At 41.2% G+C, this 16595-nt stretch carries 17 protein-coding genes; 15 read left to right on the forward strand and 2 right to left on the reverse strand.

What is annotated here, in order from left to right; translation table 11 throughout:
- The first annotated feature begins 155 nt into the window (after positions 1-155).
- From atpI to CKY02_RS19705, 14 genes are all read left to right on the forward strand, one after another.
- The gene (gene atpI, locus CKY02_RS19640; protein ID WP_112878716.1) at positions 156-533 is read left to right on the forward strand and encodes a F0F1 ATP synthase subunit I; all 378 of its coding nucleotides are present in this window, start codon (positions 156-158) and stop codon (positions 531-533) included.
- A gap of 30 nt (positions 534-563) precedes the next feature.
- A complete protein-coding gene (atpB, locus tag CKY02_RS19645; RefSeq protein WP_112896598.1) occupies positions 564-1388 on the forward strand; it encodes a F0F1 ATP synthase subunit A in 825 nt (274 codons plus the stop codon).
- A gap of 53 nt (positions 1389-1441) precedes the next feature.
- Positions 1442-1681: a F0F1 ATP synthase subunit C gene (atpE, locus tag CKY02_RS19650; RefSeq protein ID WP_000429386.1), complete on the forward strand. Its 240-nt coding sequence runs from the start codon at positions 1442-1444 to the stop codon at positions 1679-1681.
- A 58-nt stretch (positions 1682-1739) separates the two neighbouring features.
- On the forward strand, positions 1740-2210 hold the full coding sequence (gene atpF / locus CKY02_RS19655; protein ID WP_011144457.1) for a F0F1 ATP synthase subunit B: 471 nt from the start codon (positions 1740-1742) through the stop codon (positions 2208-2210).
- Positions 2211-2222: 12 nt separating this feature from the next.
- Complete coding sequence (gene atpH, locus CKY02_RS19660; protein WP_112878702.1) at positions 2223-2756, forward strand: F0F1 ATP synthase subunit delta; 534 nt, start codon at positions 2223-2225, stop codon at positions 2754-2756.
- 14 nt (positions 2757-2770) lie between these two features.
- Positions 2771-4312 (forward strand): F0F1 ATP synthase subunit alpha, encoded by a 1542-nt coding sequence (gene atpA, locus CKY02_RS19665; protein ID WP_036814820.1) that lies wholly within the window; start codon positions 2771-2773, stop codon positions 4310-4312.
- Positions 4313-4370: 58 nt separating this feature from the next.
- On the forward strand, positions 4371-5234 hold the full coding sequence (gene atpG / locus CKY02_RS19670) for a F0F1 ATP synthase subunit gamma (RefSeq protein WP_112878700.1): 864 nt from the start codon (positions 4371-4373) through the stop codon (positions 5232-5234).
- 34 nt (positions 5235-5268) lie between these two features.
- Positions 5269-6651 (forward strand): F0F1 ATP synthase subunit beta, encoded by a 1383-nt coding sequence (gene atpD, locus CKY02_RS19675; RefSeq protein WP_011144453.1) that lies wholly within the window; start codon positions 5269-5271, stop codon positions 6649-6651.
- Between the two features lie 21 nt (positions 6652-6672).
- Positions 6673-7095 (forward strand): F0F1 ATP synthase subunit epsilon, encoded by a 423-nt coding sequence (locus CKY02_RS19680; RefSeq protein ID WP_112896599.1) that lies wholly within the window; start codon positions 6673-6675, stop codon positions 7093-7095.
- A gap of 128 nt (positions 7096-7223) precedes the next feature.
- Entirely contained in the window at positions 7224-8597 is a 1374-nt protein-coding gene (glmU, locus tag CKY02_RS19685) for a bifunctional UDP-N-acetylglucosamine diphosphorylase/glucosamine-1-phosphate N-acetyltransferase GlmU (protein WP_112896600.1), read from the forward strand.
- 107 nt (positions 8598-8704) lie between these two features.
- The gene (glmS, locus tag CKY02_RS19690) at positions 8705-10534 is read left to right on the forward strand and encodes a glutamine--fructose-6-phosphate transaminase (isomerizing) (RefSeq protein WP_112896601.1); all 1830 of its coding nucleotides are present in this window, start codon (positions 8705-8707) and stop codon (positions 10532-10534) included.
- A gap of 633 nt (positions 10535-11167) precedes the next feature.
- Positions 11168-12232: a hypothetical protein gene (locus tag CKY02_RS25930; RefSeq protein WP_240002100.1), complete on the forward strand. Its 1065-nt coding sequence runs from the start codon at positions 11168-11170 to the stop codon at positions 12230-12232.
- Positions 12233-12241: 9 nt separating this feature from the next.
- A complete protein-coding gene (locus CKY02_RS19700) occupies positions 12242-12757 on the forward strand; it encodes a tail fiber assembly protein (protein ID WP_112896602.1) in 516 nt (171 codons plus the stop codon).
- A gap of 75 nt (positions 12758-12832) precedes the next feature.
- Complete coding sequence (locus CKY02_RS19705) at positions 12833-13930, forward strand: glycosyltransferase family 4 protein (RefSeq protein WP_112896603.1); 1098 nt, start codon at positions 12833-12835, stop codon at positions 13928-13930.
- A gap of 32 nt (positions 13931-13962) precedes the next feature.
- Here the strand turns inward: CKY02_RS19705 and CKY02_RS19710 are convergent, their stop codons facing one another.
- Together CKY02_RS19710 and CKY02_RS19715 are read right to left on the reverse strand one after the other, a co-directional pair.
- Entirely contained in the window at positions 13963-14595 is a 633-nt protein-coding gene (locus CKY02_RS19710) for a tail fiber assembly protein (protein WP_167405343.1), read from the reverse strand.
- Positions 14595-15632 (reverse strand): phage tail protein, encoded by a 1038-nt coding sequence (locus CKY02_RS19715; RefSeq protein WP_420899237.1) that lies wholly within the window; start codon positions 15630-15632, stop codon positions 14595-14597. The genes CKY02_RS19710 and CKY02_RS19715 overlap by 1 nt, the downstream gene beginning before the upstream one ends.
- Positions 15633-15729: 97 nt before the next feature.
- On the opposite strand from CKY02_RS19715, the gene CKY02_RS19720 reads away from it, so the two are divergent.
- Entirely contained in the window at positions 15730-16302 is a 573-nt protein-coding gene (locus CKY02_RS19720; protein ID WP_112896604.1) for a recombinase family protein, read from the forward strand.
- Positions 16303-16595: the final 293 nt, after the last annotated feature.

Raw genomic sequence — 16595 nt, forward strand, 5'->3', positions numbered from 1 at the left:
TTGTTCACCTTTTCGCTACTTATGGATTGAATTCATTTTGGTGGCCCGTATAATTTGCACGTTTTTGTCACTTGACACTCTTAAGCAAAGGCAGTTTTATACAACATTTAGCAAAACCTGATATGCAAGGCGTACAAGGGGAGAAAACAAAAGTCATGTCTGTATCCCTTTACAGCGGTAAAATTGCACTGAAGCTGCTTTTTTTGCAGTTAATGACTTTTGTTGTTCTCAGTGTGGCTTTTTGTACCAAAAGTATAGAATGGGGCGCTTCTGCTTTTGCTGGTGGGTTAGCATGTTGGTTACCTAATGCCATATTCATGCTGTTTGCCAGTTTTCAAAAAGCAAAAGAAGAAGAGGTTTCTGTACGTATTGCATGGTCTTTCGCTGTTGGCGAAGGGTTGAAAGTTATTATTACAATAGCTGTGCTGGTTGTTGCTTTAGGCGTGTTTAAAGCGGCGTTTGCACCACTAGGTTTAACTTATTTAGCGGTGCTGATTGTGCAAATCATCGCACCTGCTGTGATAAACGGTTAGGTTTTCAACAATAAAAGGGTAAGAGGCATCATGTCTGCATCAGGAGAAGTTTCAACTGCAAGGGACTACATAGGCCACCACCTGAATAACCTTCAGTTGGACCTACGTACCTTTGAGTTGGTCGATCCCAACTCTGGTGGTTCTGCAACGTTTTGGACGTTGAACATTGACTCGCTTTTTTTCTCAGTCGTATTAGGGATTTTATTTCTGTATGTATTCAGAAAGGTTGCGGTTAATGCCACCAGTGGCGTACCTGGCAAACTTCAGACTGCTATAGAATTGATCATGGGTTTTGTTGATAACAGCGTTCGTGATATGTATCACGGCAAGAGCAAGGTTATTGCCCCCTTGGCACTGACAGTGTTCGTTTGGGTGTTATTAATGAACGTGATGGACTTATTGCCAATCGATTTTCTCCCTTATATCGGTGAACATTTCTTTGGTTTACCTGCTCTGCGTGTCGTGCCAACAGCAGATGTCAGTATTACCTTGTCGATGGCTATTGGTGTCTTTGTCCTCATCCTCTACTACAGCATTAAGATGAAAGGGATTCGTGGTTTTACAAAAGAGCTGACTTTACAGCCTTTTAATCATCCACTGTTTATTCCAATTAACTTAATTCTGGAAGGCGTTAGCCTGCTTTCAAAACCGGTATCACTCGGTCTGCGACTGTTTGGTAACATGTATGCGGGTGAATTGATCTTTATTCTTATAGCTGGTCTGTTACCGTGGTGGTCGCAGTGGTTACTGAGCCTGCCTTGGGCTATTTTCCACATACTGATTATTACGTTACAAGCCTTTATTTTCATGGTTCTGACGATTGTTTATCTGTCGATGGCATCTGAAGAACATTAATTTTTTACCACAATAACTAACTGTGTTTTAACTGAAACAAACTGGAGACTGTCATGGAAAACCTGAATATGGATCTGCTGTACATGGCTGCCGCTGTAATGATGGGCCTAGCGGCAATCGGTGCTGCGATCGGTATCGGCATCCTCGGAGGTAAATTTTTGGAAGGCGCTGCTCGTCAGCCAGATTTAATCCCTCTTCTGCGTACACAGTTCTTTATCGTTATGGGTCTGGTTGACGCCATCCCAATGATTGCTGTGGGCCTTGGCTTGTACGTAATGTTTGCTGTCGCGTAGTTTGTAGAAATAATCTGAAACTACGTCAACTCATTAATTTTAAAAGAGGTATTGTGCTGTGAATATTAATGCAACAATCCTCGGCCAGGCCATTGCGTTTGTCTTGTTTGTTATGTTCTGTATGAAGTTCGTATGGCCACCGATCATGGCGGCCATAGAAAAACGTCAAAAAGAAATTGCTGACGGTTTATCTTCTGCGGAACGTGCCAAAAAGGACCTGGACTTAGCGCAAGCCAATGCGACCGACCAAATGAAGAAAGCGAAAGTGGAAGCTCAGGTCATCATTGAACAGGCTAATAAACAAAAAGCCCAGATCCTTGATGATGCAAAAGCGGAAGCTGAGCAGGAACGTAACAGAATCGTAACGCAAGCTCAGGCAGAAATTGATGCCGAACGTAAGCGTGCTCGGGAAGAGTTGCGTAAGCAGGTCGCTATGTTGGCTATCGCAGGTGCCGAGAAAATCATCGAACGTTCCGTGGATGAAGCTGCTAATAGCGACATCGTTGATAAACTGGTCGCTGAACTGTAAGGAGGGAGGGGCATGTCTGAATTCGCTACTGTAGCTCGCCCCTACGCCAAAGCAGCTTTTGACTTTGCTGTGGAAAAACAATCGCTTGAACAATGGCAGAATATGCTAGCGTTCACAGCTGAGGTGACTCGTAATGAGCAAGTTGGTGAGCTGCTTTCCGGTTCATTGGCATCGGAAACATTAGCTAATACCTTTATCGCAATTTGCGGTGAACAGGTCGATGAACATGCTCAGAACTTTATTCGTGTTATGGCAGAAAATGGTCGCTTACTGGCGTTGCCGGAAGTTTTGCAGCAATTTATTCAATTGCGTGCATCACTTGAATCAACCGTTGATGTTGAAGTGATTTCTGCCACCGAATTGAGAGAACAACAGCTGGCTAAAATTTCTGTAGCGATGGAAAAACGTCTGTTACGCAAAGTTAAGCTGAATTGCAAAATTGATAAGTCTGTTATTGCTGGTGTGGTTGTCCGCGCAGGTGATTTGGTGATCGATGGCAGTATTCGTGGCCGTTTAGATCGCTTAACAGACGTCTTGCAGTCTTAAGGGGACTGGAGCATATGCAACTGAATTCCACCGAAATCAGCGAACTGATCAAGCAGCGCATTGCTCAGTTCAATGTAGTGAGTGAAGCTCACAATGAAGGTACGATTGTATCCGTTAACGACGGTATCATTCGTATTCACGGTTTAGCCGAAGTTATGCAGGGTGAGATGATCGCACTGCCTGGCAATCGTTATGCAATCGCATTGAACTTGGAGCGTGACTCCGTAGGTGCGGTTGTAATGGGTCCGTATGCTGACTTAGCAGAAGGTATGAAGGTCAAATGTACTGGCCGTATTCTTGAAGTACCTGTTGGTCGTGGTCTGCTTGGTCGTGTAGTAAACACGCTGGGTGAGCCAATTGATGGTAAAGGTCCTGTTGAGCATGATGGTTTCTCTGCTGTTGAAATGATCGCTCCAGGTGTTATCGACCGTCAATCTGTTGATCAGCCGGTACAAACTGGTTATAAATCCGTTGACGCTATGATCCCTATCGGTCGTGGTCAACGTGAACTGATTATCGGTGACCGTCAGACGGGTAAAACAGCACTGGCTATTGACGCAATCATTAACCAACGTGACTCAGGCATAAAATGTGTCTATGTCGCAGTTGGTCAGAAAGCTTCTACTATTGCGAACGTTGTTCGTAAATTAGAGGAGCATGGTGCTCTTGCCAATACTATTGTGGTTGTTGCAACTGCTTCAGAATCTGCGGCATTACAATACCTGGCACCATATTCGGGTTGTGCAATGGGCGAATACTTCCGTGACCGCGGTGAAGATGCGCTGATTGTTTACGATGATTTGTCTAAGCAGGCTGTAGCTTATCGTCAAATTTCTCTGTTGCTCCGTCGTCCGCCAGGACGTGAAGCATTCCCAGGTGACGTTTTCTATCTGCACTCTCGTTTGCTGGAACGTGCTGCACGTGTTAATGCTGAATATGTGGAAAAATTCACCAATGGTGAAGTGAAAGGTAAAACCGGTTCTCTGACGGCCCTGCCTATCATTGAAACTCAGGCAGGTGACGTATCAGCATTCGTACCAACAAACGTTATTTCAATTACTGATGGTCAGATTTTCTTGGAATCTAGTTTGTTCAATGCGGGGATTCGTCCAGCAGTTAACCCAGGGATTTCCGTATCCCGTGTAGGTGGCGCTGCTCAGACTAAAATCGTTAAGAAATTGTCTGGGGGCATTCGTACTGCTCTGGCTCAATATCGCGAACTGGCAGCGTTTTCTCAGTTTGCTTCTGACCTTGATGATGCAACCCGTAAGCAGTTGGATCATGGTCAAAAAGTAACTGAATTGCTGAAACAGAAACAGTATGCGCCAATGTCTGTTGCACAACAGTCGTTGTCTCTGTTTTCTGCGGAACGTGGTTATCTGGAAGATATCGAAATTGCTAAGGTTATTGATTTCGAATCTGCGTTGCTTGCATATGCCAACCGTGAACATGCTGATCTTCTAAAAGAGATTGACCAGTCTGGTGGTTACAACGAAGAGATCGAAGCAAAGCTGAAAGCTCTGCTGGATTCCTTCAAGGCAACTCAGTCCTGGTAACACTATTCGGCCCGGTTTAATTAAACATGGGCCGTCTGGTTAATGAGGAGGATCAGGAATGGCCGGCGCAAAAGAGATACGTACCAAGATCGCCAGCGTGCAAAACACGCAAAAAATCACTAAAGCGATGGAGATGGTTGCTGCGTCCAAAATGCGTAAAACGCAGGATCGCATGGCGGCCAGTCGTCCTTATGCAGAAACCATACGCAGCGTGATTGGTCACCTTGCGTTAGGTAATCTGGAATATAAACATCCATACCTTGAAGAGCGTGAAACCAAACGTGTTGGGTATCTGGTTGTTTCTACCGATCGTGGCTTGTGCGGTGGTTTGAATACTAATCTGTTCAAAAAACTGCTTTCAGAAATGAAAGACTGGTCTGATAAAGGTGTCCAGTGTGATCTGGCGCTTATCGGCTCTAAGGCTACCTCTTTCTTTGCTTCTGTTGGGGGCAACGTTGTTGCTCAGGTAACAGGCATGGGAGATAACCCTTCACTGTCTGAATTGATCGGGCCAGTGAATATCATGCTGCGGGCATACGATGAGGGACGTCTGGATAAACTGTATGTGGTGACAAACAAGTTCATCAATACAATGTCCCAGGAACCGACTATTACTCAGTTATTACCTCTGCCTGCCGGAGATGATGAAACACTGAAGAAGAAATCCTGGGATTATTTATACGAACCTGATCCTAAGGCGTTGCTAGATATACTGCTGCGTCGTTATGTAGAATCGCAGGTTTATCAGGGCGTCGTTGAAAACCTGGCTAGTGAACAGGCCGCACGAATGGTGGCGATGAAAGCCGCAACTGATAATGGTGGTAGCCTGATCAAAGAGTTGCAGTTGGTTTATAACAAAGCTCGTCAGGCCAGCATAACTCAGGAGCTGACCGAGATTGTATCGGGTGCTTCCGCGGTTTAACAGCTAGGTTTATGAATTACGTAGAGGATTCAAGATGGCTACTGGAAAGATTATCCAGGTAATCGGCGCCGTGGTGGACGTCGAATTCCCTCAAGATACCGTACCAAAAGTATACGATGCTCTTGAGGTTCAAAACGGCGAAGCTAAGCTGGTGCTGGAAGTTCAGCAGCAGTTGGGCGGCGGCGTTGTTCGTTGTATTGCAATGGGTACTTCTGATGGCTTAAGCCGTGGTTTAAGTGTCACTGATTTAGGCCACCCAATTGAAGTTCCGGTTGGTAAAGCGACATTGGGCCGTATCATGAACGTATTGGGTGAACCAATCGACATGAAAGGCGATATCGGTGAAGAAGAGCGTTGGGCTATTCATCGCCCGGCTCCAAGCTATGAAGAGTTATCTAACTCTCAAGAACTACTGGAAACCGGTATTAAGGTAATGGACCTAATTTGCCCATTCGCTAAGGGTGGTAAAGTTGGTCTGTTTGGTGGTGCGGGTGTAGGTAAAACCGTAAACATGATGGAGTTGATCCGTAACATTGCGATTGAGCATTCGGGTTACTCTGTATTTGCCGGTGTAGGTGAACGTACTCGTGAAGGTAACGACTTCTACCACGAAATGACAGACTCTAACGTACTGGATAAAGTATCTCTGGTATATGGTCAGATGAACGAGCCACCAGGAAACCGTCTACGTGTTGCGCTGACTGGTCTGACAATGGCTGAAAAGTTCCGTGATGAAGGCCGCGATGTTCTGTTATTTGTTGATAACATCTATCGTTATACTTTGGCGGGTACTGAAGTATCTGCGCTGCTTGGTCGTATGCCATCTGCGGTAGGTTATCAGCCAACTCTGGCGGAAGAAATGGGTGTTCTGCAAGAACGTATTACTTCTACCAAAACCGGTTCTATTACCTCCGTACAGGCTGTTTATGTACCGGCGGATGACTTAACTGACCCATCTCCGGCAACGACTTTCGCGCACTTAGACGCAACCGTAGTTTTGAGTCGTCAGATCGCTTCTTTGGGTATTTACCCTGCGGTTGATCCGTTAGATTCTACCAGTCGTCAGCTCGATCCATTGGTTGTTGGTCAAGAGCACTATAATGTTGCTCGTGGCGTTCAGTCTATCCTGCAACGTTATCAGGAGCTGAAAGATATTATCGCCATCTTGGGTATGGATGAACTGTCCGAAGACGATAAGCTGGTAGTTGCGCGTGCTCGTAAGATCCAGCGCTTCCTGTCTCAGCCGTTCTTCGTTGCAGAAGTCTTTACTGGTTCACCAGGTAAGTTCGTTTCCCTGAAAGACACTATCCGTGGCTTTAAAGGTATCTTAGACGGCGATTATGACCACTTACCAGAACAGGCGTTCTACATGGTTGGCACCATCGAAGAAGCTGTGGAAAAAGCGAAGAAACTTTAATACGGCTGACCGGAGGTTGACATGGCTGCAATGACTTACCATCTGAATGTTGTCAGTGCTGAAAGCCGGATGTTTGAAGGTTTGGTACAGAAAATTCAGGTGACAGGTAGTGAAGGTGAACTGGGCATTTACCCAGGACATGCTCCGCTACTGACTGCCATAAAACCTGGCATGATACGTATTGTTAAGCAGTTCGGTGAAGAAGAGGTCATTTACCTTTCTGGGGGTATCCTTGAGGTACAACCGAGCGGCGTTATCGTACTGGCTGACACTGCGATCCGTGGTAAAGATTTGGATGAAGCTAAAGCGTTGGAATCTAAACGTAAAGCTGAAGAACACATCCGTAATTCTCACGGTGATGTTGACTATGCTCAGGCATCAGCTGAATTGTCTAAAGCGATTGCGAAACTTCGTGTAATCGAGTTAACAAAAAAAGCGATGTAATACAGGCAGTTAAATAAAAAAGCCAGTTGGTGCGAGCTAACTGGCTTTTTTGTATTGCGAAATATGTAGTAATTTATCTTATAAACAGGTTTACTTTTCTCTCTTAAATTGGAGTTATCGGGTTTCTTATGTCTAACAGTGCAAAAAGTGTTGTGATCCTTGCCGCGGGTAAAGGAACCCGCATGTACTCTGATCTCCCTAAAGTGCTGCACTTGCTGGCCGGTAAACCTATGGTTCAGCATGTGATTGATACTGCAATGGCATTAGGGGCTAAAAATGTTCATCTAGTTTATGGACATGGAGGAAACCTGACGAAGCAAACCCTTTCTGATCAAACACTAAATTGGGTATTACAAGCAGAGCAGTTAGGGACTGGTCATGCAATGCAGCAGGCAGCACCACATTTCGCTGATGATGAAGATATTTTGATACTGTATGGTGACGTGCCTCTTATTGGTACAGATACCCTTGAACGCCTGCTAGCGGTTAAACCTGACGGTGGTATCGGTTTATTAACGGCAATTTTGGATAATCCAACAGGTTATGGTCGTATTGTTCGTGAAAACGGAGAAGTAACGGGCATCATTGAGCAAAAAGACGCGACTGGAGAACAACGTAAAATCAATGAAATAAATACAGGTATTCTGGTTGCTAATGGTGGTGATTTAAAACGTTGGTTGTCCCAATTGGATAACAACAATGTTCAGGGTGAATATTACCTGACTGATGTGATTGCGTTAGCTTATAAAGAAGGTCGAAAAATTGAAGCGGTGCACCCAACTCGCTTGAGTGAAATGGAAGGTGTAAATAACCGCCTTCAACTTTCCGCTCTTGAGCGTATTTATCAATCTGAACAAGCGGAACAATTATTACTAGCGGGTGTTATGTTGTTGGATCCTGCTCGTTTTGATTTACGTGGCACACTAATTCACGGCCGTGATGTGGTTATTGATACTAATGTCATTATTGAGGGTAATGTAGTCCTTGGTAATAACGTACAGATTGGTACCGGTTGTGTATTGAAGAATTGCATCATTGGTGATGATTCTATTATTAGCCCCTATACAATAGTTGAAGATTCTGAAATGGAAACTGGTTGTACTGTTGGGCCTTTTGCACGTTTGCGTCCCGGTTCTAAACTCGCTGAAAAAGCCCATGTAGGGAATTTCGTTGAGATGAAAAAATCTTATCTGGGTAAAGGTTCTAAAGCTGGACATTTGACTTATCTTGGCGACGCAGACATTGGTCGTGATGTAAATATTGGTGCAGGTACTATTACCTGTAATTATGACGGTGCTAATAAATTTAAGACCATTATTGGTGACAATGTTTTTGTTGGTTCTGATACTCAGTTTGTTGCTCCGGTGATTGTTGCTAAAGGCGCTACAATCGGAGCGGGGACAACAGTGACAAAAAACATCGCTGAAAATGAGCTGGTTGTAAGCAGAACTAAACAAACACATATTCAAGGGTGGAAACGCCCGGTGAAAGAAAAAAAATAAAATAATAATCCCCACTCTACAGGCTCGGGGACCGGAAAAACCGGAAAACAATCAGGCTCTTGACATATAAAGGGCTTTCATCAGCCCTATTTTTAGGAATAAAACTGATGTGTGGAATTGTTGGTGCAGTAGCACAGCGAGATATTGCAGAAATCCTGATTGAAGGACTTCGTCGTTTGGAATACCGAGGTTACGACTCCGCTGGCTTGGCGGTTGTTGATAACGAAAAAAATATGTTTCGCCTGCGTGAAGTCGGTAAGGTACAAGTACTTGCTGATGAGGTTGGTAAGCAGCCAGTCCTTGGTGGGACAGGTATTGCTCATACCCGTTGGGCTACACACGGCGAACCAAACGAGAAAAATGCTCACCCGCATGTATCTGATTATATTGCTGTTGTTCACAACGGTATTATTGAAAACTATGAAGAATTACGCGTTCAATTAATTGCACTCGGTTATCAGTTTATCTCGGATACTGATACAGAAGTTATTGCCCACCTTGTTCATTGGGAACAAAAACAAGGTGGTACTTTGTTGGAAGCTATTCAACGAGTTATTCCTCGGTTGCGTGGTGCTTATGGTGCAGTCATCATGGATAGCCGTGATCCTGGAACAATAATTGCTGCAAGATCGGGTAGTCCTTTGGTTATAGGCCTAGGCGTTGGAGAAAACTTTCTGGCGTCTGATCAGTTGGCGCTATTGCCTGTTACTCGTCGTTTTATCTTCCTTGAGGAAGGGGATATTGCTGAAGTAACTCGCCGTACTGTACGTATTTTTAATGCTCAGAGCAAACCGGTTGAACGGGAACAGATTGAATCCAATATTCAGTATGATGCTGGTGATAAAGGTGTCTACCGTCATTACATGCAAAAAGAGATCTATGAACAACCAATGGCAATTAAAAGCACTCTGGAAAGACGCTTGAGTCATGGGCAGGTAGATCTGTCTGAGCTTGGTCCTAACGCAGCTAAATTATTATCTAAAGTAGAGCATATTCAGATAGTTGCTTGTGGTACATCCTATAACGCAGGTATGGTTTCCCGTTATTGGTTTGAAGCATTGGCTGGTATTCCTTGTGATGTGGAAATTGCTTCTGAATTCCGTTACCGCAAATCAGCGCGCCGTTCAGGAAGCTTACTTATCACCTTGTCTCAATCGGGCGAAACCGCAGATACATTGGCAGCCTTGCGTTTATCTAAAGAACTTGGCTATCTCACATCGTTGACTGTCTGTAACGTAGCGGGTTCTTCTTTAGTACGTGAATCTGATTTTGCTCTGATGACCAAAGCCGGCGCAGAAATTGGCGTTGCTTCAACTAAAGCGTTCACAACCCAGCTAACAGTATTGCTAATGCTGGTGGCTTATCTTGGACGTTTAAAAGGTGTTAATGCTGAACAGGAGCAAGAAATTGTTCATGCATTACATGCACTGCCAAGCCGCATCGAAAGCATGCTGTCGAAAGATAAAATTATCGAGGCGCTGGCGGAAGATTTTTCTGATAAGCACCACGCTCTATTCCTTGGCCGTGGTGATCAGTATCCGATTGCGGTTGAAGGGGCGCTGAAATTAAAAGAAATTTCTTACATCCATGCAGAGGCTTATGCCGCAGGCGAATTAAAACATGGCCCATTGGCACTGATTGATGCAGATATGCCAGTCATCATTGTAGCTCCAAACAATGAACTGCTGGAAAAATTGAAATCCAATATTGAGGAAGTACGTGCTCGTGGCGGATTGCTATATGTATTTGCTGATCAGGATGCGGGTTTTACAGACAGCGAAGGAATGAAGATCATTCCATTACCACATGTTGAAGAACTGATTGCTCCAATATTTTATACCGTGCCGTTGCAACTGCTCTCTTATCATGTTGCGCTGATTAAAGGAACCGATGTTGATCAGCCTCGTAACCTGGCTAAGTCAGTGACTGTAGAATAATCGCTTTATAATAAGAAATTAAAATAAGCCCCTGTACATTAAAAATACAGGGGCTTTTTGTGTTTAATTGAGAAAATTTCTCATTATTTTCTTGATGATAAAAATAAATTGCGATACTGTAATGTTATATTATTACATTTTTGGTGAAGTTATGAAACCAGATATCCATCCAAGCTATTGGGGAGTTGTATTTTAATACCTACTTTGCAATTGGCTGCGTGATTCCAGAAAAAATTCGGGCGTTTTATTGATAGAACTCGCAGCTTATAACTTCGGGTTTACTGTCCATATTTAATTTTACTTTTGATTATCTTGAAAATAACTGACCTAAACTTTGTTTGGGAATAGAGTTAGCATAGTTGAATTTAATATAAATAAAATTTATATTTTATGCAAAATGAAATCTCATAAATACTTGTTGTATAGTATAAAATTAAATCTTCAATTGGTTGTTTTTACTACAAATTTATCCTCCAAAATAGTTCATAATTTACTCTTATAAACATATTTTTTCATAAACCACAGTTCTGGTCATTTATTGGCACCTGAATATAGCCAATCTTTGCCATATATACCCCCTGCTTAGTACTAATACGAGACTATTCTGTTGGAAATTTCACGGATTAGTGAGTTTTGAAAAATCTTGGTTTGGTGGAAACGGTGAATTTGGCTCAGGGAGCAGTACCGAATAGCCGGAAAGTGAACGGGAAAACACTGGCTGGGGATATCAATTTGAATGCGGGGGATGTGGGGGCTTTCCCCATACTGAGATCCATTGATGAAATACCAACACTGGGATATAACGGCCCGTTCCGTGGAGGGGAATCTACTAATTATGCAAAGGGGGTTAGCATTGGTGATAGCGACTATGGTCAGATCTGGGTTAATTCATCCGGACGGTTATTTGCACAATTTTCCAATAATAATGGTGCAAAACCGGGAGGTGAATGTGTTTATACGAGCGATATTGCGGAAACCGTAAATTTGGCAAAAGGGGCTTACCCAAAATCAGGTGGTCTCGTCAATGGGAATGTGGATGCAACAGGATATATTTCCGGCAAAGGAGTGTATGAAGCACCTGGTATTCGAGTATATAGTTCGATAAATAAGCCGTCACTGGAGGAATTGGGGGCATTTCCAGGTGTACGCAACGGTATAACCGATAATGGCAAATTCTCGGATATGCGTGAAACTGGTATCTATATTGTATATATAGCTGATCCTAATTCTGTAACTGACTTACCTGTCTATAACGGTTATAAAATTTACTCATATGGATTTCTTGTTGTATTTAGAAATAATGATCAACAAATTCATCAAACATATTATTCCCACCATGGCGATATTGCGACACGACAGACATGGGATGGGCCAGCAAAATACTTATCCTGGACTATTCAATATAGTACAAAAAACAAACCATCTGCAACTGATGTGGGAGTATATACCAAAGCGGAATCTGATAGTCGGTATGCAGACAAAACTAATATAGGGGTAGCAAACCTGCGTCTTGGTAGTGTAACTACCGAAGGTGGCTGGACAAACGAAACAAAGAGCTGGACTGCGCCTGCTGGTAATGTTCTTGTTGGTATAAATACAACAATGTGGAGCTCCGGAAGGCAACACCTTGCAGGAGTGCACTATCGCCCAGTGCAGGCATATATCAATAATGCATGGGTAACAATATCAACTATTTAGGTGAATGTTATGATAACTGAGATTTTTACCCCTTATACCCCAAAAGATGGTATCCCATATGTTCAATATTTAAAAGATGATAAGGGCAACGACTGGTATAAAATTCAAAAAAAATTTACAGAAGAAACGATTAAATTTACGTTTAATAAAGCAGGAATAATTACTTCATTATCAAAAGACATATCTAGTCTTTTTCCAATATATTTATCTGTAGCGGAATTAGAGCCAAAGAATATACCAGAAGGTCTTGATATTTCTGGTAGATGGTTTTTTAATGGTAAGAAAGTAATTCCTCGTATATATACGTTAGAAGAAAAAATACGGATAACTGAAAATCATAAAATAGAAAAAATGGCTGTAATCAACATGACTATCCAACCTCTACAAGATGCCATTGATTTAGATATAGCAACAGATAAAGAAATTGAGCAATTGATAGCATGGAGAAAATACAGAGTTTTATTAAGTAGAGTAGATACTTCTCAACCTGATAGAATCCAGTGGCCTGAAAAACCTAAAAAATAGAAAACAGAGCCTATATTGGCCCTGTTTTTTCAGGTAAAATAAATAAAAAAATTAGGATGAGGACAGGTAAGCATAATGAATATTTTGATTACAAATTTTCATACTGGAAATGGTGGTGGTCATACAACATACATAATGAATATAGTTAAATATTTTAACTATAACGAAGGAAATTTATTCATTGCTTGCCCGCCAGAAAGTAGACTATATAAAGAATTATCTAATTTAGAATTTGACAACATATTTTCATTATATTTTTCCTTTAAAATCAAAAAATTAAAAAAAATTATAAAAACCAGTAAGACGTTATCTAGAATATCAAAAGAACATAAAATAGACATTATTCACACTAATGGAACTTCTGATAATAAAATAGCTATTATAGCAAAATTATTTTTCGGAATGAAAAGTAAATTAATTTATACTAAGCATAATCATTATTCAGTATCTTTGTTGTCAAGAATCAGACTTAGAAAGTTTAATGAAAAAGTTATTTTTGTGAGTGACTCTACACGTAACCAATGCTCATATTTTATCTCTGATGAGCACTCAGTTACTATTAAAAATGGCATTAATATTGATAAATGGAGAGTTGAGCACCCAATTACAGAGAGAGGGAAAATAATAATTATTTCCTCTGCTGGAACTGCAGAACATAAAGGCTGGCATTTCTTAATAAGATGTCTGGCAAAAGATAAAGAGCTGTCTGATAAGTTCAGTGTAAAAATTATAGGCCGTATTCCTCATAAGAAGGATATGGAAAAATTAATCGGGATTACTTTTTCGCATGTTAATGTTGAATTTACTGGTTATATAACTGATGATGAAACAATCATCAGTTATATGAAAAATGCCTCTATTGGTTTTGTATTATCTACTGATTGTGAAACTATTAGTTTTTCCTGCAGAGAAATGATGGCTTGTGGTCTTCCTGTTATCGTCAGTGATTTTGGTGGACTACCAGAAAACATTGATCATGGTGTTAATGGTTGGATCACAAGAGCAGGAAATGAAGCATCAATACATAATACTTTGAAATTAATTGCTAATTTGTCATTTCAAGAGTTAAAAGAGTTTTCTAAAAAAGCCAGAGAAAAAGCTGTTAATGAGTTTGATGTAGAAAAAATGGTTTCAGAAACGATAAATACCTACAAGTCAGTTTGTAAGTCTTAAATCTACGGCCTGAAAAACAGGCCGTTACTATTTTATTCTGGTTGTTCAGGCCAGCTAATATCTGGCGCTGATGAAATGTCAACCCGGCTCAGTAATACTAAATACTTTTTCCAATCTATCAACAATAGCTTTTCTTTTTCTGAAGCTAGCTCAGTATCTACGCCATGTTGTAGCAATGTAACTGTTTCATTCGCTTGTCGTAATAGTGCTACCTGCTGCTTTTCTGCATATTTAATCTGGCTATCCTTTATAATATATTTGTCAGTTACCCACTGTTTACCATCCCATTTATCAAAATCAGTGACAGGTTGTTTGAATGTCAGAGATTCTGGTAGTTCACCTAACGAAGTAATTTCATATTGTTCTAGGGTTTGCGTGTTATAAACTATTTTTCCTCGGTGATCAGGTACTATTTGCCAACAACTTTTATCTTCACTGCGGCAAATAGCCATATCATCAGAATCTGGAAGTTCTGGTGCATCTGGATAGGAATTGGCAGGAAGTCCCACTCCTTCCATTAGATATTCTGGTCTGGCTCCAATAAATTCTCTGGAATAAGGCTCTGCATGGTAGATTATCAACCAACCAGCCTTGGTTGCTAATCCGTTATTTCCCAATATTGCGGTTTCTGGTTCTAGGAAATATTTTTGTTTCTGTGTTGTCATTATGCTGCTCTCACTATGTAGTTAAATGCGATATTACGGGGACGTACTCTAAATGTAGATAATGAAACTACACCAGTAGGATTTAATAGGGTCGAAAAATATTGGCCGCTCCCAAATTCTGCTTCCTCAAAATCACTAGCCATAATTTCTGATGGATAACTATTTGAAAAACGATTAATAGGAGGAGATACTAATAATCCCATATTTGCAGATTCAGCATGAGTGTAAAGATTAGGTAACTTTGTTGAATTCTGATGAGATAATATTTCCCGCCCAGAATCAATACTTCTCCCATTATCCCAACCTCGAATAAATTCACCACGTAAATCAGGGAGTGTACCAGAGGGATATGCTTCCCCTAATTTAGGGTATATAGATTTGTCAAACTGCTGACCACTACAAATAAGATAACCTGCTGGTGCAGTTGACTTAGACCACGGTAGCGGAATACCAACAAGAATATCATCCTCTGTTAATATTTTACGTTTCCCCCTGAAGTTACCACTCTCATCGAAAGCGTAAGTAGAAATGCTGAATGCTTCTGAATAACCCCCATACCCGAAAGAAAGCCCGCGAGCGTGCTGAGAGCTATCAACGCCAGGATGAGCTATATGAATTGCTAATGACCCCAGATTATCAATTCCATTAGGTCTCAAAAATCCCGAACGGCCCAAATGACGTGAATTAGGATCATCATAATAGTTTGCAGTTTTAGCTAATATATAACCTGATGTTTTTGTATCCGTATTCAATTGAATAAATCGACTGTCAGATTCTGATTTAGAATAATGCTCATTAGCTATTGCAACATAGCCGTTCTTTCGAGGGAGTTGAACAACATTTATATTTGAGGAGTCAGACTCACGATATCCTATTGCACAAAAAGAATCTGCTTCATGAGAAGTGGTTTCTATGAAGACATATCGACCATCGCTCTTTGTTAGTGACAAACTGGAATAATTTCCACCTGTTTTAATATTGTGATTGCCTGATATGAGTGATTCAGTTGAGTCTTTAGGAAGAGCATTTTTCGCCAAATTCACCGTTTCCACCAAACCAAGGTTTTTAAAAACTCGCCAATACGTGATAATTTCGATAATAATAGTCTCATATTGGTATTAGGCAGGGTTACATATGGCAAAGATTGGCTATGTTCGGGTGTCAACAAATGACCAAAACAGTGATTTACAGCGAAACGCATTGATAAGTATAAATTGTGAACAAATTTTTGAGGATAAAATTAGCGGAAAAACATCCAACAGACCAGGTTTAAAACGAGCTTTAAAACAACTTAAAAAAGGTGACACTCTAGTTGTTTGGAAACTGGATCGATTGGGGCGTAGCGTAAAAAATATGGTAACTTTAATTTCTGATTTAAGTGAACGCGGTATTCATTTTCAAAGCTTGACTGATAGCATTGATACCAGCACTTCTATGGGGCGATTTTTCTTTCACGTTATGAGTGCACTGGCTGAAATGGAACGGGAATTAATCGTTGAAAGAACGAATGCAGGATTAATAGCAGCTCGTGCCCAAGGGAGAATTGGTGGTAGACCAGTATCACTTTCATTCGTTGAACAACAACAAGCAGCAAGGTTGCTGGCAAAAGGCCACACACGGAAACAGTTATCATTAATTTACAACATATCGTTATCTACAATATATAAATATTTTCCAGTAAATAAAACAAATTGTCGATCAAATTAGTATTTTCAGTGCGGCTAGTTAAATGTTTAATTTTGTATTCATAATATTCAAGGCTAATTGGTTATTAATTTATCCAAAATATATCACGTTTCTTTTCTATACAAAAAACTTCCGCCGCACTATACGATATAAAGAAACAATGGAATAAATTAACAATCAGCTATTGCTAGGGGCTGTTGACGTTTTGAGAGGAATTACTGAACAGCATGATGATGGGGTATAATTGCTTTCGCCAAAAAACGACTCTACCTCACCATCATGCCAAGAACTATGTTAACAGATGAAGTATGGAA

The sequence above is a fragment of the Photorhabdus bodei genome (assembly GCF_003287735.1).
In the GTDB taxonomy this organism is placed as follows: domain Bacteria; phylum Pseudomonadota; class Gammaproteobacteria; order Enterobacterales; family Enterobacteriaceae; genus Photorhabdus; species Photorhabdus kayaii.